17 protein-coding genes and 1 tRNA gene are annotated in these 20,123 nt (G+C 47.0%); 14 read left to right on the top strand and 4 right to left on the bottom strand.

Going from position 1 to position 20,123, the window contains the following annotated elements; all coding sequences use genetic code 11:
* Window positions 1–60: 60 nt before the first annotated feature.
* Window positions 61–615, top strand: coding sequence for a DUF924 family protein (locus tag IEV16_RS02320; RefSeq protein WP_188364065.1), 555 nt, complete (start codon window positions 61–63; stop codon window positions 613–615).
* Window positions 616–653: 38 nt separating this feature from the next.
* Here the strand turns inward: IEV16_RS02320 and IEV16_RS02315 are convergent.
* Window positions 654–730 (bottom strand) — tRNA-Asp (locus IEV16_RS02315).
* Window positions 731–1,103: 373 nt separating this feature from the next.
* Between IEV16_RS02315 and IEV16_RS02310 the strand changes: the two genes are divergently transcribed.
* The 4 genes from IEV16_RS02310 (at window position 1,104) to IEV16_RS02295 (ending at window position 5,756) form a co-directional block, all read left to right on the top strand.
* A complete protein-coding gene (locus IEV16_RS02310) occupies window positions 1,104–1,265 on the top strand; it encodes a hypothetical protein (RefSeq protein ID WP_188364064.1) in 162 nt (53 codons plus the stop codon).
* A gap of 296 nt (window positions 1,266–1,561) precedes the next feature.
* Complete coding sequence (locus IEV16_RS02305) at window positions 1,562–3,034, top strand: glyceraldehyde-3-phosphate dehydrogenase (RefSeq protein WP_188364063.1); 1,473 nt, start codon at window positions 1,562–1,564, stop codon at window positions 3,032–3,034.
* Between the two features lie 153 nt (window positions 3,035–3,187).
* Window positions 3,188–5,410, top strand: a complete 2,223-nt coding sequence (locus IEV16_RS02300) for a DUF1631 family protein (protein ID WP_188364062.1) — start codon at window positions 3,188–3,190, stop codon at window positions 5,408–5,410.
* A 13-nt stretch (window positions 5,411–5,423) separates the two neighbouring features.
* Window positions 5,424–5,756, top strand: a complete 333-nt coding sequence (locus tag IEV16_RS02295) for a PilZ domain-containing protein (RefSeq protein ID WP_188364061.1) — start codon at window positions 5,424–5,426, stop codon at window positions 5,754–5,756.
* On the opposite strand, the gene IEV16_RS02290 is transcribed toward IEV16_RS02295, so the two are convergent.
* Complete coding sequence (locus IEV16_RS02290) at window positions 5,725–7,077, bottom strand: TolC family outer membrane protein (RefSeq protein ID WP_188364060.1); 1,353 nt, start codon at window positions 7,075–7,077, stop codon at window positions 5,725–5,727. The genes IEV16_RS02295 and IEV16_RS02290 overlap by 32 nt on opposite strands.
* 13 nt (window positions 7,078–7,090) lie before the next feature.
* Entirely contained in the window at window positions 7,091–7,732 is a 642-nt protein-coding gene (locus IEV16_RS02285) for a protein-L-isoaspartate O-methyltransferase family protein (protein ID WP_188364059.1), read from the bottom strand.
* A 139-nt stretch (window positions 7,733–7,871) separates the two neighbouring features.
* Here IEV16_RS02285 and rsmG point away from each other — a divergent pair, with 139 nt between their 5' ends.
* From rsmG to IEV16_RS02260, 5 genes are all read left to right on the top strand, one after another.
* Entirely contained in the window at window positions 7,872–8,507 is a 636-nt protein-coding gene (gene rsmG / locus IEV16_RS02280) for a 16S rRNA (guanine(527)-N(7))-methyltransferase RsmG (RefSeq protein WP_188364058.1), read from the top strand.
* Between the two features lie 4 nt (window positions 8,508–8,511).
* Window positions 8,512–9,288: a ParA family protein gene (locus IEV16_RS02275; RefSeq protein ID WP_188364057.1), complete on the top strand. Its 777-nt coding sequence runs from the start codon at window positions 8,512–8,514 to the stop codon at window positions 9,286–9,288.
* Entirely contained in the window at window positions 9,275–10,183 is a 909-nt protein-coding gene (locus IEV16_RS02270) for a ParB/RepB/Spo0J family partition protein (RefSeq protein ID WP_188364056.1), read from the top strand. The genes IEV16_RS02275 and IEV16_RS02270 overlap by 14 nt, the downstream gene beginning before the upstream one ends.
* Before the next feature lie 95 nt (window positions 10,184–10,278).
* Entirely contained in the window at window positions 10,279–12,027 is a 1,749-nt protein-coding gene (locus IEV16_RS02265; RefSeq protein ID WP_188364055.1) for a phosphoenolpyruvate carboxykinase (GTP), read from the top strand.
* A gap of 158 nt (window positions 12,028–12,185) precedes the next feature.
* On the top strand, window positions 12,186–14,930 hold the full coding sequence (locus tag IEV16_RS02260) for an Ig-like domain-containing protein (RefSeq protein ID WP_188364054.1): 2,745 nt from the start codon (window positions 12,186–12,188) through the stop codon (window positions 14,928–14,930).
* A gap of 44 nt (window positions 14,931–14,974) precedes the next feature.
* On the opposite strand, the gene rimI is transcribed toward IEV16_RS02260, so the two are convergent.
* The gene (rimI, locus tag IEV16_RS02255) at window positions 14,975–15,448 is read right to left on the bottom strand and encodes a ribosomal protein S18-alanine N-acetyltransferase (protein ID WP_188364053.1); all 474 of its coding nucleotides are present in this window, start codon (window positions 15,446–15,448) and stop codon (window positions 14,975–14,977) included.
* Between the two features lie 97 nt (window positions 15,449–15,545).
* Here rimI and mgtE point away from each other — a divergent pair, with 97 nt between their 5' ends.
* From mgtE to IEV16_RS02235, 4 genes are all read left to right on the top strand, one after another.
* Window positions 15,546–16,907 carry a magnesium transporter gene (gene mgtE / locus IEV16_RS02250; RefSeq protein ID WP_188364052.1) on the top strand — a complete coding sequence of 454 codons (1,362 nt, stop codon included), beginning with the start codon at window positions 15,546–15,548 and terminating at the stop codon, window positions 16,905–16,907.
* The gene (locus IEV16_RS02245) at window positions 16,908–18,116 is read left to right on the top strand and encodes an Nramp family divalent metal transporter (protein WP_188364051.1); all 1,209 of its coding nucleotides are present in this window, start codon (window positions 16,908–16,910) and stop codon (window positions 18,114–18,116) included.
* A 95-nt stretch (window positions 18,117–18,211) separates the two neighbouring features.
* Window positions 18,212–19,036, top strand: coding sequence for an alpha/beta hydrolase (locus IEV16_RS02240; protein ID WP_188364050.1), 825 nt, complete (start codon window positions 18,212–18,214; stop codon window positions 19,034–19,036).
* 24 nt (window positions 19,037–19,060) lie between these two features.
* Window positions 19,061–19,762 (top strand): extensin-like domain-containing protein, encoded by a 702-nt coding sequence (locus IEV16_RS02235; RefSeq protein ID WP_188364049.1) that lies wholly within the window; start codon window positions 19,061–19,063, stop codon window positions 19,760–19,762.
* The last annotated feature ends 361 nt before the right edge of the window (window positions 19,763–20,123 follow it).

Raw genomic sequence — 20,123 nt, 5'->3', positions numbered from 1 at the left:
TACCTAAAATCAGGCCATGCATAAACTATAATATTGGTTTCACTCAACAAAGGTCAGACAATGAGCATAAGCAATCACCCGGCGGCCCGGCAGGTTTTAGATTTTTGGTACGGTCTTAAACCAGCGCAATGGTTTAAAAAAGACCCAACGTTTGATGATGAGATTCGAAACCGGTTTTTTGACAGCTGGCAACAAGCGGCGGCCGGCGAACTCAGTGACTGGCGTGAGACGGTCGCTGGTCGATTGGCGGAAATCATTGTTCTTGATCAGTTTTCCAGAAATTTATTCAGAAATCAGTCTCTGGCATTTGCCCAGGATGGTATGGCTTTGGTTTTGTCCCAGGAAGCGCTGCGGCATTGTGATTACCTTGAACTGCCCCAGGATCACGCCAAATTCCTGATTATGCCGTTTATGCACAGCGAATCCAAAGTCATTCAGGCGCAATCAGTGGAACTGTTTAAAGCCTTGGGTGATGCCAGCAGTTTAGATTATGCCGAACAGCACAAAGCCATTATCGATCAGTTCGGGCGCTATCCACACCGGAATAAAGCGCTGGGTCGGGAAACAACAGAAACAGAACAAGAATTTTTAAATCAACCGGGGTCGTCGTTCTGATTTTGGATTTAAACTAAGAAATATGGCGAGACATGAACTGGCGGAGCGGACGGGACTCGAACCCGCGACCCCCGGCGTGACAGGCCGGTATTCTAACCAACTGAACTACCGCTCCACAGTCAGCCGCGCATTCTACTCACTTTTCATTGGCGAAGCAAATGTTTTGTTTGACCGTTTAGAATTTTAGCTAAATATAACTATCGATAGACTGACTGAACACACCCCTCAATCCCCTCTCAAGAGGGGAGGCAAATAAACATTTTTCTGGTTTGGACGTGCTTTGTAAATTAAAGCGTTGATCAATCTCAGCAAAAGAGCAAATCCAGTCCCCTCTTGAGAGGGGTGCAGGGGTGTGTCCGGCCAGATTATCGAGATGTGACGATAAAGGTATTATTTTCATTTTAATGACAATTGGTTCCAAACTGTTTTTTTGCTGTACTATGAATAAATATTTGAGTATTTTTTGGTTATTTCTTTCGGGTCATGTAATGGCTTGCTCTCCTGATGAGGATTTGACGACTGAAGACATGATTCTGCAAAGTGAGGCCATTTTTATTGCCACGGTGGTTGGTTTTGGTGAATCAGCGGGTGAAAATTATGCTTTGTATGAAATTGATCAACAGATTAAAGGCGGTGATGCCTGGTTATGAATTAGAGGCCATTACCTATAGTTTTTAATGGAAGACACGCCTTACTGGACGGCGTATAGACCTGTGAATGAGAAAGTGGTTGGTGATCAGGATTCCTGGGTGACATGGGTGAAAGGCTTTTTGACCGGTTCAGGGTTTAAAAGGACTGAAAAGCACGAGTAAACTGGCTGATTGGGGTGTTTGGTGGTAGAATGTGCGCCGATTTAATCACCCCCTGAAGTCATTATGGCAAAGGGGTATTTTTAACATCGAAACTTGCTGTTAAGTTTCCATAAAAGCGATAGAGGCTGACCGCCATGAGTGAAGACAACAGACCCCTGCCCACCGAATTTTTTGCTGACTGGAAAGAACGAGAAGCCCTGGCCGAAGGCATGATTCCCTTAATCGGGCGTTTGTACCGTCGCCGTAATGTATCCCTGTATATGTACGGTAAGAGTATGATTAACCAGTCGGTCACTGACCTGATGAAAGCGCACCGTTTTGTGCGTCAGGTTGAGGGCAATGAGCTGAGTGAATACGAAACCTTTCCTTTTATTAAAGCCATCGCGGCCTTGCCGTTGGGGCCTGCGCACATTGATGTGGGCAAAATGGTGTACCGTTATTTTAAAACCAACAGTTATGATGACATCGAGCAGTCTGATGTGGATGCCTATGTCAAAAAAGAGCTGGCACATTTAATCGGTTCAGATATAAAGCCTTTGGAAAAACCGCAGGATGTGGTGTTGTATGGCTTTGGCCGTATTGGACGCCTGGTGGCGCGGCTGTTGATTGACAAAACCGGTGGCGGCAATGTTTTGGTTCTGCGGGCGATTGTGGTACGCAATACCGGCCAGAAAAATGACTTAGAAAAACGTGCCGCTTTGCTCAGAAAAGACTCCGTTCACGGTAAATTCCACGGCACCATCCGGGTCTTACATGACCAGAATAAGCTGGTGATTAACGGCAATGAGGTGCAGATTATTTATGCCAACTCGCCGTCTGACATCGATTACACCGAGTACGGTATCAACGATGCCATGATTGTGGATAACACCGGTGTGTGGAAAGATGAGGCCGGTTTGCGTGGACATTTACGTCCCGGTGCCGCCAAAGTGTTATTAACCGCGCCGGCTCAGGGTGATATTCCGAACATCGTTTATGGCATTAACCATGACCAGATCACACCGGACAAAGAAATCATTTGTGCCGCGTCCTGTACCACCAATGCGATTGTGCCGGTGTTAAAATGCTTAAATGATAAATACGGCATCAAACACGGTCACATCGAGACCGTACATGCCTATACCAATGATCAGAATCTGATTGATAATTACCATAAAAAAGACCGCCGCGGTCGCAGTGCCGCTTTGAATATGGTGTTAACCTCAACGGGTGCTGCCAAAGCAGTGGCGCGGGTTTTACCGGAACTCGAAGGTAAACTCACCGGCAACGCGATTCGGGTGCCAACCCCGAATGTGTCAATGGCGATGCTAAACATACAATTAAACGAAGACGTTACCTTAGATGAGCTGAACGAGTTTCTGCGCTATAAATCCTTACATTCCAAACTACAACAACAAATTGGTTACACCATTTCCACGGAGGCTGTGTCGACCGATTTTGTCGGTTCGCGTCAGGCTTGTGTGATTGATTCGGTGGCCACCATTGTGGAGGGCAATAATGTGATTTTATATTGCTGGTATGACAACGAATTTGGTTACAGTTGTCAGGTCGTGCGCTGTTTAGAGCAGTTTTCCGGGGTTAAATGGCCCACATATCCAACGAAATAAATGAGTTTAAGGCACAAACCCAAGCCGCTTTTAAAAAGCGGCTTTTTTGTGGGCTGATATGAATAGTGCTTGCATTCATAAACACCTTTTAGTATTTTAGTTTATCTAAAAGAGAATGACCCTTTTTAGGTGTGTGCAAGTGGGAATCGGAAAATGATGAATCGCAATCAATTATTTAAAGAACTTGTTGTTATTTTTGATAAGCATTTTCAAGAGAGCTTATCGGAAGCCATCAAGCTGACTTTAAATAAACTGTTTTCGTTGGCGCAAAATGCGGACAGTAACCAAAAAGAACAGGTTTTGTTTAATCAATACCGTGATTTGAAGGAACAAGAAAAGCGCCTGCGTCAGGAGGTGCGCGAAAAAACCCAGCAAATGCCGGATTTTATTTCGTCCGAAGTGAACAAGTCTGATGACAAAATGTCGCTCGCTTTGGTGGAAGATGAAGAGTTGTCCATCAGTCTTTCGTTAACTCAGTTGGATTCAACCCTCGAAATTGCCGGTCATACCCAGTTATACCTGCTGGAAAAGCGCATGAATGTGCTGTTTGGTGACGAACGCATTGATAAAACCAACATGCCTTTTTCACCGGCAGCCATCGTTTGGCTGATGAGTCATACCCTGAAACCGATGAACTGGAGTGAGTCGGTCAAAACCAAACTGATTGAAGCTTTGCAGAAATCATTGCATGGCCGAATCAGCGAGGTATATAAACAAATCAATGATCAACTTATCGCAGCAGGCATTCTGCCAAATCTGCAACCCGAGTTAAAAACACCACAAACCCGTAAACCTGAAAAAAAGAAAGTCGAAGAAACCACTCATCAGCAAAAACCGGACGTTGAAAAATCTGATAAGCCATTTGATCAGGCACGTAACATGACGCCATCCGGCAGCCAGCCGACACCTTTAGATGCCGTGCAACAAGAACAACAGTTGGTTAATTCAATCTTTAAATTACTGGCCAGACAGCAGCAATCACAGACACAGGATTACCGGCCTGATTATGAAACTGACACGCAAAACAATGATTTTGGCCAGAACCAGGCGCCACCTGGCGGACACAATGTGGTTTCGGGTAATGATTTTGAGACAGCACTGAGCCAGCTTGAGCATGATGCGGGGATTTTAGCCAATTCCCGAAATTTAACCGACTTAAAACGTTTGCTGACCGATCGGGTGCGCAATAATACTGGAAATTACTACCCTGAATTGTCTGAAAGGCAGCATAAAACCATCGATCTGATGGGCATGATTTATGATGAAATTCATGAAGATAAACGCATTGATAAAGACATTCGCTCTTCCTTAAATGCCATCAATGTGCCGCTGATAAAAACCGCGGTTAAAGACGACAGCTTCTTTTCCGATCAGTCGCATCCGGCACGGCAATTTATGGAGTTATTGCTGCAAACCTCACAGCGTTGGTACGGTACCGATGTCATCAAGCAGGTGCATCGTTTCAGTGACCACGCTGCCAAAGATTTTGATGGCAGCCGCGAGGGTTTTGTCAAAGCCTTGAAGGATTTGTCTGAATTTTTGGAAGTCACTGAAAACCGAGCCAAAAAAGCCGAACAAAAATGGGTTAGTGCGGCACAAGGCAAAGAAAAAATGCAGGTGACTAAGGACAAGGTCAATGATAAGCTGGATGCGATTTTAAAGGATTGTGAAGTCAAATTTGTGAAAGATGTGGTGAAGCATGTCTGTAAAGATGCCCTGACGTTGACCATGCTGCGCGAAGGTGAAGGATCAGAACAATGGCAAGCCAACATCAAAACGGCCGAAGTATTGTCTCAAATTGGCAACCGGGCTAAATTTAAGCAACTAACCGGCGCGCAAAAATTAGCGGCCATGCGTCATCTGGATGAGACCATGGATGAGCTGGGTTTTTCTAAACGCGACCGCATCACCACCAAAGACAACTTACATGCCTGTTTCAGGTGGCAGGAGGCCAACCAGAAACAAACCCAATCAACCCCGCCGACGCTGAAAAAAGTTCAGTCTGTGGACAAGGCGTCAAAAGAGCAGAGCCAAACCACCGAATCCGCTAAAAAGATTGAAGAAATCAGATCGCTGAATGACCGTGAGAAAAAACTGGTGGAGCAAATCATCCAGATCCCCTACGGCAGTTTGTTCGATTTTAAAGCCGGACAGGGCGGTGATGTCATTCGCAGAAAATTGTCCTGGGTCAGCACCTTGAGTGAACGGGTCTTGTTTGTTGATTTAGCCGGGCGTCATCCGCATAAAATGGGATTGGCGCGGATGGCCATAGACATGAGCCGCAACAACATTGTGCAGGTGAAATTGGATTCCGGCGGTTACATTAAAAAAGCGCTGGGTCGCATTATGAACCGGCTGAAAAAAATGGCCGCTTAAAGAGAGAAATCATATGGTAGAAAAAAGAGCCCATCAGCGTGTTCATCCGGCCACCGGTTCTGAAGTCAGCAATGTGATGACTGAAAAGAACATCGGTCGGGTGGTGGATATTTCTCAAAATGGGTTTTTACTGTCCAGTCGAGAGTCGGTCAAACCAGGTATGATTTTGCAGCTGTCGCTGCGCTTAAAAGAACTGGCGCCGAAAACCATTGAATTGGGGGCTGAATGCATCTGGTCAGACCACCAGGACAGTGGTCTGACCTTTGCCGGATTTCAGATTATCGACATCGGTAAAATCGATGAGCAATTGTTGACTACGGTTGTGCAGCAATTAGCAGTTGATTAACCAGCAGTACGTCTTCCTGGGTTAACGTGCCGGCCGCACGTTTTAAGTTTAAAATGTGCATCAGGTAATCATGTTTGGCACGGGAATAATCACGTTGGGCCTGATACAGGCTACGCTGTGAATTCAGAACTTCCACAATATTCCGTGTACCCACTTCAAATCCCGCTGCGGTGGCTTCTTCGGCACTTCTGGCTGACAACACGGCCGCTTGACGAGCCTCCACTGATCGCCATCCGGCTTCTACATTACGCAGTGCATTGCGCACATTCCGCACCGTAGAAAACGTCACCTGGTCCAGATTTTCCATGGCTGCCAGGTAACGAAAGCGGGCTTCATCGGTCATTGAACTGACCCGAAAACCGGAAAAGATGGGTACCGTGAGCGTCAACTGGGCGGAAGTGCTGTCGGTTTCCTGAGAGCCGGTGGCAAACACGTCCTGAGTTTGCGGATCGCGTAAGGCCACATTGTTATTGACATTGTTGCTGCGGGATACGGATAAGTCCACACTGGGGAAATGACCGCTGCGTTGTAAAGCGATGTTTTTTTCTGCCAGTTCCGCATCGATTTTAGCCACCGCCAGATTGGGGTTATTGTTTAACGCCAGTGTTTCCCAGAAATCAATGTCTTTCTCAGGCAGTTGTAATTCTTCAATGTCAGCCGGTAAAGCTGCCAGTTCTTCATAATAGTTTTGGGTGATTTCAAACAGGGCTTCGCGGCTGTCATCAAGCGCATTTCTGGCATTAATCACATTGGCACGGGCTGAGTCGTATTGGGCACGGGCTTCGTGCACATCCGTTACGGCAGACAAGCCCACTTCATAGCGTTGTTCAGCCTGACGCAACTGTTGTTCAATGGCTTTTTCTTCAGCCACGGCAAACTGAACCACGTCAATATTGGTAAGCACATTAAAATAGCTTTGTGCCACGCGGATTAAGAAATCCTGACGGGCCACGTCATAATTCGCCTGCCCGCGCAAACCTTCTAATTTTGCCTGGCTCATTTGAACAAAATTGGCATGGTTGTAAACGGATTGATTTAATGACACGCGCCAGCCGTATTGGTCGGTGTCAGGAATTTGTATTTTTCCGATAATGTCCAGTTCAGACTCGGTTTCACCCCATTGTTTGTTCCAGCTGCCGTTGACTTGCGGGAGGAAATTGGCGCGAGCCTGTTTTTTGCTTTCCTGGCTGGCTTTCAGATTATATTCTGCGGCTTGTAATTGTGGGTCTTGTTGTAAAGCTTCATTCAAGACATCCAGTAAACTGGCTGCGTTGACCTGGCCGGTCATGAATAAGCTGATGAGAATTATTTTTTTTATCATGGTGATGGTCAATTCAGAGGTTAAAAGGGTGGTTGTTATGCTTGGCTTGTAGCAAAGGTGCCACCAGGGTGTCAAAATGACTGGTGAATTTGTCAGCCGATGTATAAATGCGGGCTTCCATAACCGGGTCCTCTCCAATAATCACAAAAACCTGTCCGCCGTCTTTGAGCCATTCAAAAACAAATTCCGGCACGGCTTTTAATGAGCCGGTTAAGATGACGTGATCGTATTTGGTGGGGGCTTTAAAATCAAAAAAGTCCGCTTGTTCCAAGGTCACTTCCTCAATACCTTGATCGGATAGTTTCTGACGGGTTGCCTGAATAAAATCCTGAAAAATATCTATTGAATGAACATGTTCGGTTAAAGTGGCCAGTAAAGCGGTTAAATATCCGCTGCCGGTGCCGACTTCCAGTACCCTGTGACCAGGCTGGACATTCAAAGCCTGTAACAGACGGCCTTCTTCCACCGGTTTCATCATAAACTGGTCATGCCCAATCGGCAGGGCCATGTCTGCAAAAGCCAGTTTGCGTTGCGAAACCGGCACAAACTCTTCGCGCTGAATGTTTAGCATGGCATGCAGGACATCTTTATTAATAACATCCGCGGGTCGCACCTGCTGGGTGACCATATTGTGTCTTGCTTTATCAAAATTCATGTCTTACTCGTATGTTTTTGTTATCATTCCCTATTGATGACATCATGAGATGGCCACAGAGGTGACTGGTTATGACAGTTTACTTATATGTGGGGTTCAAATCATGGGTTAAAAGTCATATTTTAAGCTATTTTTGTTCATGAACGAAGCCAAATCCCAACAGACTGCCGAACAAACTCTTCATTCAGGCTTGCGAAAGCTGGATTTAGATACCTGTATGACCAAACCGGTTATGACCTATTTGCAATTATTGCGGCGCTGGAATGAAACCTATAATATGACTGCCATAACAAATTGGCACGATATGGTGGTTCAGCACGCACTGGATTCAGCCGCTGTCATTCCGTATGTTAAAGGATCACGCATTGTTGACGCGGGCACAGGCGGTGGTTTGCCGGGCATTATACTGGCAATTTTTAAGCCACAGGCATCGGTGAGCTTGATTGATTCGGTGGCCAAAAAAACCCGATTTTTAAATCATGTTAAGCGTCAGTTGCAGTTAGAAAATGTTCAAGTCATCCATGATCGGGTGGAAAATTATATTCCCGATAAAAAATTCGATGTGGTAATATCACGGGCGTTTGCTGAGGTAAACCTGTTTCTGGAATTAACCGGGCAATTGGGTGATCAGCACACGCGATATATGGCCATGAAAGGACCCAAAGTGGAGCATCTTGCAGAAGATTCTGCTTTCAATCTGGTGTCCGAGTTGGCCATTGAGGTACCTTATTTAAAGGCGCAACGAACACTTTATCAATACATGAAAAAAACCTGAATCTATGAGTCAAAAAGCCAGAATCATTGCCATAGCCAATCAAAAAGGTGGGGTCGGTAAAACCACCACAGCGGTCAATACCGCCGTGGGTTTGGCCCAGTTAAATCAACGGGTGCTGTTGGTTGATTTGGATCCGCAGGGCAACGCCACCATGGCCTGTGGAATTGATGCAAGAACACTGGAACTGTCGGCCTGTGAATTATTATTATCTGAATGCGAGGCTGATGAAGCCATCATAAAAACTGACCTGGTTGATGTGATTGGTGCCAACACTGATTTGACTGCGGCAGAATTACAATTAATGGATCAGGATTATCCGCAACATGCCTTAAAGCAGCAATTGGCTGCAGTGGTTGGCCATTATGATTATATATTGATTGATTGTCCGCCTTCTTTGAGTATTCTGACCATCAATGCCCTGACCGCAGCTGACAGTGTGCTGATTCCCATGCAATGTGAATATTATGCGCTTGAAGGTTTGACTTCATTGCTGGATACCATTAAACGGGTCCAACAAACGGTCAACCCGGATTTGCACATTGAAGGTTTGCTGAGAACCATGTTTGATGGCAGGAATAATCTGGCCAATGATGTGGCCGCCCAAATCAGTGAACATTTTGGTGATAAAGTCTTTACCACGGTGGTGCCACGCAACGTGAAAGTGGCCGAAGCCCCCAGTTTTGGGCAGTCAGCCATAGAATATGATGTGTTGTCACGCGGTGCTGTGGCGTACAAAGGGCTGGCCAGTGAAATTACCCGGAGACACCATGGCAGATCCTGATAAAGCGAAGAAAAAAACCGCCGCAAAAACTAAACGAAAGACCGGTCTGGGCCGCGGGCTGGATGCTTTGCTGGCCTCTTCTAAAGGGGCGGATTCCGTTGCACCTGCAAACTCAGAAAGTGAATTGCAAACTTTAGCCATCGGTCGCTTACAGCCGGGCCAATATCAGCCACGCACCATCATGGATGAAGATAAGCTGCAAGAGCTGGCAGAATCGATTAAATCACAAGGCATTGTACAGCCGATTGTGGTGCGAAAAATCAGCAGCCGAAACTATGAAATTGTGGCCGGTGAGCGCCGCTGGCGGGCGGCGCAACTGGCCGGACTCAAAGAAGTGCCGGTGCTGGTTAAGGACATTGATGACCAGCAAACCATTGCCATGGCGCTGATTGAAAATATTCAGCGTGAAGACCTGAATCCTTTGGAAGAAGCGCAGGCTTTGTCGCGTCTTATCCAGGAGTTTTCACTGACCCACGCCCAGGCCGCCGATGCGGTGGGCCGTTCGCGCACGGCGGTTAGTAATTTATTGCGGTTACTGGATTTGTCTGATGCCGTGAAACAGTTGCTCAACGACGATATACTGGAAATGGGCCATGCACGCTGCTTGCTGGGGTTAGACAAAAAACAACAGTCACAGGCTGCCGGCGAAATTGTCGCCAAAAAACTCAGCGTTCGTCAGGCGGAGGCTTTGGTCAATGCGATAAAAAATCCCGGCCCTAAAAATACCCAACAAGCACCGCAAAAAAATGCCGATGTGCGTCATCTGGAGAATCAACTCAGTGAGCAACTGTGCACCCGGGTCACGCTTAAACAAAAAACCGGCGGTAAAGGTCAGCTGGTCATAGATTACCATAACAGTGATGAGCTGCAGGGCATCTTAGACAGAATAAAATAAAACGCCCCAACAGAGCAAAAACGGCTTGAAGGCTTGCTTTTAGCGGCTGTTGGCGTTAAAGTTTGCACCCAATTTTCTCAACCAGAAAGAATCCCATGAGCACATCCAACCAAGCCTTGGCCAACTGGGTTAAGGACGTCGCCGAATTGACCCAAGCCGATGATATTTATTGGTGTAACGGCAGTCCTGCCGAAGAAGAATCATTCAACCGCCAGTTGTTAGAGGACGGCACCTATAAGCGACTGAATGAAGAAACCCACCCCAATTGCTATTTGCATTTATCCGATCCCAGGGACGTGGCACGGGTTGAACATCTGACTTTTATCTGTACGAACAAAAAAAACGATGCCGGTCCTAACAACCATTGGATGGATCCGCAGCAAGCCCACGAAAAAATGGATGGTTTATTCAAAGGCTGCATGAAAGGCCGAACTTTATATGTCATACCTTACTGCATGGGACCGATTGACTCACCGATTTCACGCTGTGGTGTAGAAATCACCGACAGCCCTTATGTGGTGCAGAATATGCGGCTGATGACCCGCATGGGTGATGAGGCTCTGCGCCGCATTGAACGAGAGGGCGACTTTGTCAAAGGTCTGCATTCCACCGGTGAACTCGATCCTGATCGTCGTTTTATTATGCATTTTCCCGAAGAACGGGTGATTAAAAGTTACGGTTCCGGTTATGGCGGCAATGCCTTGCTGGGTAAAAAGTGCCATGCGCTGCGGATTGCGTCTTATCAGGCGAAAGATGAAGGCTGGCTGGCTGAACATATGCTGATTTTGGGTATTAAAACACCCACCGGAGCGCAGCATTATGTGGCGGCAGCCTTTCCGTCAGCCTGTGGTAAAACCAATCTAGCCATGCTGATTCCACCGCAAGGTTATCTGCAGGACGGATGGGAAATCACCACCGTCGGAGATGATATTTGTTGGATGCGACCCGGTGAAGACGGCCGTTTATGGGCGATTAACCCGGAAGCCGGCTTTTTCGGTGTGGCCCCGGGTACCGCCAAAGATACCAACCCCAATGCGCTGGCGATGTTATACCAGGACACCATTTTTACCAATGTGGCGCAAACCGCTGATGAACAACCCTGGTGGGAAGGCTTGGATGACCGGGTGCCGGCGATTGACTGGCAGGGTCGGCCTTATGATCCGGCCAATGGTCCTGCGGCCCATCCGAATTCACGGTTTACCGTGTCTGCAAAACGCTGCCCCAGTTATTCATCGGCTTCAGAAGATGCCAGTGGTGTACCCATCAGTGCCATTATTTTTGGTGGACGTCGGGCCTCTCTTGTGCCTTTAGTCAATGAAGCCAGAAACTGGAACCATGGTGTTCTCATGGGTGCCACCGTGGCTTCTGAAACCACCGCTGCGGCCACCGGTAAAGTCGGTGTGGTGCGGCGTGACCCGATGGCCATGAAACCTTTTTGCGGTTACCATTTCGGGGACTATTGGGGCCATTGGGTGTCAATGCAGGATAAAGCCGATAACTTACCTAAGGTCTTTACCGTTAACTGGTTCCGCAAAGATGACAACGGTGGCTTTATGTGGCCCGGCTTCGGTGAGAATATGCGGGTTTTAGAATGGATTATTGGTCGTTGTCAGGGTACTGCTGAAGCCCATGAAACCGCGATTGGTCTGATGCCGAAAGCCCGAGACATAAACACCGAAGATTTAGATATGGATGCTGATGTCCTGGAAGCTTTACTGGCTGTTGAAGTCAACGGTTGGCAAAAAGAAAACCAGTCTGTCGCTGATTTTTTAAAAGAATATGGTGACCGGGTTCCCCAAGAGCTGTATCAGGAATTAAAGCGCAGTAACCAAAAGTTGTTGTAATGAATACCCATGTTTTTTCAAAAAAGGCGGTTTTGTATACCGCCTTTTTTGTGTCTTTTGTATAATTAAACAAAGACCGTGGAATGGGTTGGTTTGAGCAGGGTTTATTAAAATGTCATATTAACCTGCTATTGGGACAAATTTTTAAAGAGGTAGGTATGAAGTTAGATAAATTTGGTCGGTTTACGGCCGCAGTATTGTTAATAACCGCTGTATTCACCATTCAGGCTGCCGAAGTGTGGAGTGAATCCTTTGAAACGGACGGCCAGGGTGTCCGCTATACCTCGACAGCGGAATTTACTGATGGTGGCGGCGATTACTGGATGAGAACAGATGGTGTCGGTTTACCGATTAGTGCCGGTGGTTACAGTGCGATGGATGGCACCTATTTTTGGGCCGCTGAAGATGTGGATGGAGAGGGCGGTACCAAAGAGCCCGAACTCAATGTGACCGGCATTGATATCAATGGTTTCAGCAATTTATCATTCAGCGGTTTATTTGCCGCAGGCAATGAAGGCGGACCGGGTGCCGGTAAATATGATTCGACTGATTATATGAAGGTACAATATCAGATTGATGGGGGTGGTTATGTCGATGGTGTGTGTTTTAATTACGAAAATAACGGAGATAGCTCAAATGAACCGATTGGCTTGGATACCGATTGTGACGGGGAATCTGATGGGGTTTCAGGCCGTCTGAATTCTGTCTTTACTGAATATGGCTTTACCATTGCCGCCACAGGCGGTAGCTTAGATTTAAAAGTGATTGTCTCGGTTGATGCCGGTGATGAGGAACTGGCTTTTGATTATTTGGTTGTTTCCGGTGATTTTGGGGTGGATAGCCCACCTGCTGTAACCACCACAATCCCTGCTGATGGCGCCGTTGGAGTGGCTGAAAATGCCACTGTTACGATTAACTTTTCAGAAGACATCAATGCGACCAGTTCTGCGGTTACCATGGGTTGTGGCACGTCGGGTTCAATTGCATTTGCCAGTGGTTTGCCGGCTTCGGCGGTCAGTCAGTTGGTGTTAACCCCGTCCGCTACACTGGTTGATGGCGAAACTTGTGACGTGAGTGTGGTTGCCACTGAGATTACGGATATCGATGGCACGCCGGGTAATATGGCGATAAATTACGACTTCAGTTTTTTAGTCGGTTATCCGACGGCTGAAATTTATGAGATTCAGGGCAGCGGCATGGCATCAGGCTTTGACGGCCAGACGGTAAAAAGCCCCAATAATATTGTGACTGTACTCAGCGATTCTGGTTTTTTTATGCAAACACCGGATGCGCGGGATGACCTGGATGATTTGACCTCTAATGGTATTTTTGTTTATACCGGCGGCGCGCCCACAGTTCAGGTCGGCGACGAAGTGACTGTGACCGGTGAGATTGATGAGTTTTTTGGTTTTACCGAATTTGCCAATCCCGGTAGCCAAATCATTATCACTGAAAGCCAGGGCAATGCCTTGCCGGCGGCTAAAATACTGGATCAAAATTACCCTTCAACCGTGGCGGGAGAATACCCATGTGGTACTGAAGCCATGGGTTATGAATGTGTTGAAGGCATGTGGTTTGTGATGCCAGAGGGTGTGATTAGCAGTTCCTACAGCTCATATTGGGTGGGTGCCAATCGCGATGATTTTTTGGTTAAAGCCGGCGCCAGCCGGGCTTTTCGTGAAACCGGTATTGAATTTCCGGGTGAACCTGGTTTGCCGATATTTGACGGTAACCCTGAATTGCTGGAGGTGGATGTTTCGGGTTTAGGTTTTGGTGTTCCGACAGCTGGTTATAACGCCGGAGCCCATGTCACCATGTTTGGCGTGTTTGGCTTTGATTTTAATGAATATGAATTGTGGCCTTCTGTGGTTGTGGTGACGAAAGACAATGTTCTCCCAGACACCACCGCTCCGGCTGCAGTCAATGAACTCACCATCGGTTCACTGAATATGTATCGCCTGTTTAATGATGTTGATGATCCGGGCAGCGAAGACGACGGTCAGGTTGAAGACCCGCAGGTGTATGCCGGTCGTTTGGCCAAATTTGCCAAATACATTGTTAATGACATGCAAGCCCCACACATTGTGGCACTGCAAGAAGTGGAAAACATCGATGTGATGAATGACTTGGCTGCAGCAATCACAGCACAAAGCGGACTGATCTATACCACTGCTTTAATTGAAGGAAATGATCAAGGTGGCATAGATGTGGGCTATTTATACAACGCATCGGTGGTCACCAATGTACAAATCACACAATTGGGTGCAGCCGAAATCAATCCTTATGACAATTCATTGTTGCATGACCGCCCGCCGTTACAATTATCGGCAGACATTGTTCTTTCAAACCACACTTTAGCCATTCAGGTGCTTAATGTTCACTTGCGTTCCATGGGCGGTATCGATGACCCCGGTAATGGTGATCGGGTGCGCAATAAGCGCTTAAGTCAGGCGCAATCTTTAAGTGTCATGATTGCCGATATTCAAAGCAGCCATCCCGGTAATCCGGTGTATGTGTTGGGTGATTTTAACGCCTTTCAGTTTACCGATGGTTACGTGGATGTCATGGGGCAAATTACCGGAACGGCCATTGATGCTGATAATATGCTGTGGGCACCACCGTTATTTGCAGCCAATCCTCTGACCAACGCCACGCAGACGCTGATGGCTGATGAACAGTATTCCTTTTTATTCGGCGGTTCTGCTCAAGCGCTTGATCATGCGGTTTTGGATGATATTGGTTTGTTATTTTTCAAAGAAATGAATTATGTTCGTGGCCAGGCGGACGCGCCTTTGCAGTACGAAAACGATTACAATTCATCTTTACGGGCCGGAGACCATGACGGGTTTGTGCTTTATGTAAGTCCTGAACTGGATGTTATTTTCAAAAATGGTTTTGAATAAGCGAAAACTTGATTCTCTAAAAACCCGCCGTCTGGCGGGTTTTTTTAAACCAACGAATAACACATGATGAGGGCGTCTTCTTTAACTTTTTGGCCCTGTGAATCCAGGTATCGGTAATAATGCCTGCGTTTGCCTTTGGTTTTAAATCCGGCGCGGCGATAAAAGCGAATGGCCGCTGTATTGCCGGCACGCACCTCAAGCCAGATACGGCGTGCATGGTTGATGCGGGCAATGAGAATCAAGCGTTGCAGCATGGCTTGAGCCAGGCCTTGTTTTTGGTGCTCAGGTCGCACTGTTATTTTTAAAAGGTGCGCTTCTTCATGCCCCAACATCATATAGGCATAACACAAAATCCGCGGATTTTGTTCGGTCAGGCCTTTTAAGCACTGATAACCGGCATCCAGACAATCCTGCATGGTTTTTTGTGGCCACGGATTGGGGTAACATTGTTGCTCCATCGCGAGCACTTCAGGTAAGTCTTCGGGGTCAATTTTTTGAAAAATGATATTGTGATTCAAAGTGTTATCACGTAAATTAAAAAGAAGTTTTCATATCATACCCGATTGCAGAACAAAGCGCCAAATGGCCCTATTTGCACAATAACAAGAGACTTCAATGGCAGAAACCCAACCCAACGAAACCACCGAAAAAGAAATTCATGCACTGCATTTGGCCCTGGATGAAGGCCATTTGGGTGCCATCTCACGGATTATTAACGGAATACCCGGATCCGAGGCGGCCATGTTTTTGGAATCATTGCCCGGTGACAAGCGTTATCAGGTGTGGGAACTGATTGATGAATCCTGCCGAGGTGAGGTGTTGGTTTCTCTGCACGATGAAGTGCGTGACAGCCTGATTGAACATCTGGATACCGATGAGTTGGTTGATGCCACCCGCGATCTGGATCTTGACGACATGGCGGACATCATTGTGGACTTGCCCGAAGAGGTATCCAATGAGCTGATGCTGTCGATGGATAAAACATCGCGGGATATGTTGCATCAGGTATTGTCCTATCCTGAGGACAGTGCCGGTGGTTTGATGAATCCTGATGTGTTGCGGGTACGCACTGATGTGAATGTGGATGTGGTATTGCGCTATCTGCGGTTTCGGGAAAACATTCCCAAACCCATCGGTGACCTGTTTGCGGTGGGGCGAAAAGGCCATTACAAAGGCCGGGTGCCGCTGGAAACTTTACTTGCCTGTGACCCCAAAACACCCATTCGTGACATCGTTGATGAGGATGCACCGGCGATTATGGACACCACCCATGCCAGTGAAGTGGCTCAGGATTTTGAGCACAATGACTGGATTTCAGCACCGGTTATCAATGAAAAAAACCAACTCATTGGTCGCATAACGATTGATGATGTGGTGGATGTGATTCGCGAAGAAGCCGAACGCTCGGTGATGCGGATGGCGGGTCTGGATGAAGAAGGTGATATGTTTGCACCGATTATCAGTGCCTCAAAACGTCGGGCTGTGTGGTTAGGTGTTAATTTACTGACTGTATTGCTGGCGGCCTTTGCCATTGGTTTTTTTGAAGACACCATTAAAAAGGTCGCGGCGCTGGCGGTGCTGATGCCGATCGTGGCCTCCATGGGCGGTATTGCCGGTTCGCAAACCTTAACCTTGATGATACGCGGCATGGCCACCGGTCAGGTGGGCAGCGGAAACATCAGGAATTTGTTGAATCGTGAAGTGATGATTGGGGTGATAAACAGTTTTGTGTGGGCGATTATTTTGTCGATTGTAATTGTGGCCTGGTATAAAGATGTTGAAATGGGCATCGTGATTGCATTGGCATTGGTGGTGAACTTGATTGCCGGAGCCCTGGCGGGTGTTCTGGTACCGGTGTTTTTGCGCCGTCTGAGTATTGATCCGGCGATTGCCGGCGGTGTGGTGTTGACCACCGTGACCGACATCGTCGGTTATGTGTCGTTTTTAGGATTTGGAACCTGGATTTTACTGGGGTAAATGAAAGTTTCATATCCTAAGCGATTTCGAATGGGGCCGGCGAGTCTGGTGGCCGCGGCTTTTATCGGTCCCGGAACAGTCACCACCTGTACTTTGGCCGGCGCCAATTTTGGTTATGCCTTGTTATGGGCTTTGCTGTTTTCTTTGATGGCCTGTATGCTTTTACAGGAAATGTCGGCCCGTTTGGGCCTGGTCACGCAACAAGGTTTGGGCGAAGTGCTAAAAAAACAATTCAGCCATCCGCTGACCAGACCCCTGGTTTTTGCCCTGGTTATGGTGGCCATATTCATTGGCAACGGCGCTTATGAGGGTGGCAATATTGCCGGGGCGGTATTGGGGCTGGAAGCGATGTTACCTGATACTGATTTCCCCTGGGCGGTGCTGATTGTGGTGGTGGCTTTTGCGGTGTTATTTCAGGGCAGTTACCGGGTTTTTGAACGTGCACTGATTGCTTTGGTGTTATTAATGAGTGTGGCTTTTGTCACCACATTTTTATTAACCAAACCCGATTGGCCGGCACTTTTTCAAGGCATGAAACCGCACGTTCCCGAAGGCGCCTGGTTAACCGTTGTCGCCCTGGTAGGCACAACGGTGGTGCCGTATAATTTATTCTTACACGCCTCAGCAGTCAAATCAAAATGGCATCAACCTGAAGATTTACCATTGCTTCATAAAGACACCTTAATTTCTATCGGCATTGGTGGTTTGATTTCAATCAGTATCGTGGCCACCGCTGCCACGGCTTTCTTTGGACAGCAGGCAGACATCCGGTCTGCGGCTGATATGTCCGTGCAATTACAACCTTTATTGGGATCATGGGCTTCGGTGTGCGTGGCTGTGGGATTGTTTGCGGCCGGAATATCATCGGCCATCACTGCACCATTGGCAGCGGCTTATGCGGTGGCCGGTATGATGGGTTGGCCAACAGATGGTAAAAACATAAAATTCAAACTGATATGGATGGTGGTGCTGTTCAGTGGTTTGTTGTTATCATTGTCTGGTTATCAACCCATCACCATTATCTGGTTTGCCCAGATTGCGAATGGTTTATTGCTACCCCTACTGGCCGCCTTTTTATTGTATGCCATGAACCGTACTGATTTACTGGGCCGATTTAAAAATACGCCGGTGCATAATTTTCTGGGTGTCTGTGTCATTTTAGTGGCTCTATTTTTAGGTGCTAAATCCCTGTATTTTGCTTTGAACTGATTTTCACACAGCCTTTGCTAAAGTGAGGTTTTTTTCAAAAACGAATTTGTATGGTGAAAAATGTTATTCTGTGCGTGCTATTGATTATATTCTTTATGTTCAGTCAATCTTCCCACGCGGGTGTGGGCTCTTTTTTATACAACAGCGCACTTAAAATAACCCATCCCATCCAATGTGAAAAAGACATTGCCTATGGTGCCAAGGAATGGCAAAAACTCAATATTTATCCGCAAAAAAACAAAACCCGGATACCGGTGGTGATCTTTATCTATGGCGGCGGCTGGTACAAAGGCTCGAAGGAACAACACCATTTTGTCGCTGATGCTTTGGTGAGAAAAGGCTACATGGTGGTGATTCCTGATTACATTAAATACCCCGATGGCCGGTTCCCGACCTTTGTTGAAGACATTGCACTGGCCATCGCCTGGGTTAAAAACAATATCGAAAAATATGGTGGTGATGCAAACAAGCTCTTGCTGGCCGGACATTCTGCCGGGGCACACACAGGCGCTTTACTGGTCACTGATAAACATTATCTCAATAAAGTGGGCGTGGGCATTGATGATATTAAAGCCTTTGTCGGCTTAGCCGGGCCTTATAATTTTACCCCTAAAAAACCACAATACATCAAAACCTTTGGTCGCGAAAATTTTGATGTTATGAAAGCCAATGCTTTTGTGGAAGGTGATGAACCACCGATAAAACTGATTCACAGTATGGGTGATAACACTGTGGGCCGGTTTAACTTCGATACCTTTTATAATCAGTTAAAAGCCGCCGGAGTGGAGGTCGAGAAAACCCTGTATCAAGACATCGGACATGTGATGACGGTGCTCAAAGTTCATCCCTGGTTTGCTGATGAAGTGGATGTGGGTAAAGACATGGATTCATTTTTTAAAAAACATCTCAACTCCGAATAAAAAACAGCTGTTAACATGGATGCCATGTACAAAACCCTGAAAGTGTTGCTAATCGGTTTGCTGGTTGTGACAACGATATTCATTGCTTTTCAACTGGTCAAGAAATATGTGCCGGATAATATCAATCCATTAAAACCCTTGCGCATTGAACATGCGCCGTCATTTGTACTGAAAACCAAAATTAATCATCTCAAAAATAACCCGGATGCCTGTTTTGCAGTGTTGGAAAGCAGCGATTTAACTTTTGAACGGGTTGCCGACAAAACCACCGGTGATAATTGCGCCTTTAGAAACGTGGTGAGGCTGATTCAATCGGATATTTCTTATGGCGGTGATATTATTCTTAAATGTCCGGCTTTAGTGGCACTCGCCATTTGGGAGCGCCATGACCTTCAGCCCCTGGCCATAGAAACCTTCGGACAAAAAATAATCCGCATTCGTCATTATGGCACCTATGCCTGTCGCAACATTAATAATGCCAAACAAGGTCGCCGTAGCCAACATGCCTATGCTAATGCCATCGATGTTGCCGGATTTGTATTGGCCGACGGCAGAGAAATATCTGTTCTAAAAGATTGGGGCCAAAACACCGCAAAAGGTAACTTTCTACAAGCCGTTCAACAAGTCGCCTGCGGTAAATTTTCTACGGTATTAGGCCCTGATTATAACAAAGCCCACCACAACCACTTCCACTTTGACCAGGGTGGTTGGTCAATTTGTCGATAAATGGGCGATGGAGTGCTGCTGAGCAGCACGACCCGCCGAGCCGGTTAGGCCAGGTAAATGAAGTCATGCGTTTTTGCGAAGCAAAGAAGCGTGACGGAATGTCCTTTAAGGCCGTGAGCGTAGGGCAGGCAATGAAGTGAGTACGGTTTTAACGAAATTAAAGAAGCGCTCACGTAATGCCGTTGCCCGTGAATCAGAGGCGAAGAGAATAGCCAATGAGCACATGGCGGTTTTGCGCAGCAAAGAAGCCTTGTGTGAATGGTGTCATTCGTGCGAAGTTATATGAAGTGTTCGCCGCGGCCGCTTTGGCGGCTTCCGCGTCCTGCTCTCGCCACGGACCTACGTCCTGTAGGCCACTATT

This window comes from Marinicella pacifica (assembly GCF_014636635.1).
Lineage (GTDB): Bacteria > Pseudomonadota > Gammaproteobacteria > Xanthomonadales > Marinicellaceae > Marinicella > Marinicella pacifica.
The sequence above is the reverse complement of the archived record's forward strand: the minus strand, read 5'-3'. Positions and strand labels throughout refer to the sequence as shown.

What these genes read in the sequence shown, in the direction of transcription:
- IEV16_RS02270 (WP_188364056.1), top strand. Translation starts at nt 9,275, where the DNA reads ATGGCAGATCCTGATAAAGCGAAGAAAAAAACCGCCGCAAAAACTAAA.
- mgtE (WP_188364052.1), top strand. Translation starts at nt 15,546, where the DNA reads ATGGCAGAAACCCAACCCAACGAAACCACCGAAAAAGAAATTCATGCA.
- IEV16_RS02235 (WP_188364049.1), top strand. Translation starts at nt 19,061, where the DNA reads ATGTACAAAACCCTGAAAGTGTTGCTAATCGGTTTGCTGGTTGTGACA.
- IEV16_RS02275 (WP_188364057.1), top strand. Translation starts at nt 8,512, where the DNA reads ATGAGTCAAAAAGCCAGAATCATTGCCATAGCCAATCAAAAAGGTGGG.
- IEV16_RS02240 (WP_188364050.1), top strand. Translation starts at nt 18,212, where the DNA reads ATGTTCAGTCAATCTTCCCACGCGGGTGTGGGCTCTTTTTTATACAAC.
- IEV16_RS02290 (WP_188364060.1), bottom strand. Translation starts at nt 7,077, where the DNA reads ATGATAAAAAAAATAATTCTCATCAGCTTATTCATGACCGGCCAGGTC.
- rsmG (WP_188364058.1), top strand. Translation starts at nt 7,872, where the DNA reads ATGAACGAAGCCAAATCCCAACAGACTGCCGAACAAACTCTTCATTCA.
- IEV16_RS02320 (WP_188364065.1), top strand. Translation starts at nt 61, where the DNA reads ATGAGCATAAGCAATCACCCGGCGGCCCGGCAGGTTTTAGATTTTTGG.
- IEV16_RS02265 (WP_188364055.1), top strand. Translation starts at nt 10,279, where the DNA reads ATGAGCACATCCAACCAAGCCTTGGCCAACTGGGTTAAGGACGTCGCC.
- IEV16_RS02260 (WP_188364054.1), top strand. Translation starts at nt 12,186, where the DNA reads ATGAAGTTAGATAAATTTGGTCGGTTTACGGCCGCAGTATTGTTAATA.
- IEV16_RS02310 (WP_188364064.1), top strand. Translation starts at nt 1,104, where the DNA reads ATGGCTTGCTCTCCTGATGAGGATTTGACGACTGAAGACATGATTCTG.
- IEV16_RS02285 (WP_188364059.1), bottom strand. Translation starts at nt 7,732, where the DNA reads ATGAATTTTGATAAAGCAAGACACAATATGGTCACCCAGCAGGTGCGA.
- IEV16_RS02305 (WP_188364063.1), top strand. Translation starts at nt 1,562, where the DNA reads ATGAGTGAAGACAACAGACCCCTGCCCACCGAATTTTTTGCTGACTGG.
- IEV16_RS02245 (WP_188364051.1), top strand. Translation starts at nt 16,908, where the DNA reads ATGAAAGTTTCATATCCTAAGCGATTTCGAATGGGGCCGGCGAGTCTG.
- IEV16_RS02300 (WP_188364062.1), top strand. Translation starts at nt 3,188, where the DNA reads ATGATGAATCGCAATCAATTATTTAAAGAACTTGTTGTTATTTTTGAT.
- IEV16_RS02295 (WP_188364061.1), top strand. Translation starts at nt 5,424, where the DNA reads ATGGTAGAAAAAAGAGCCCATCAGCGTGTTCATCCGGCCACCGGTTCT.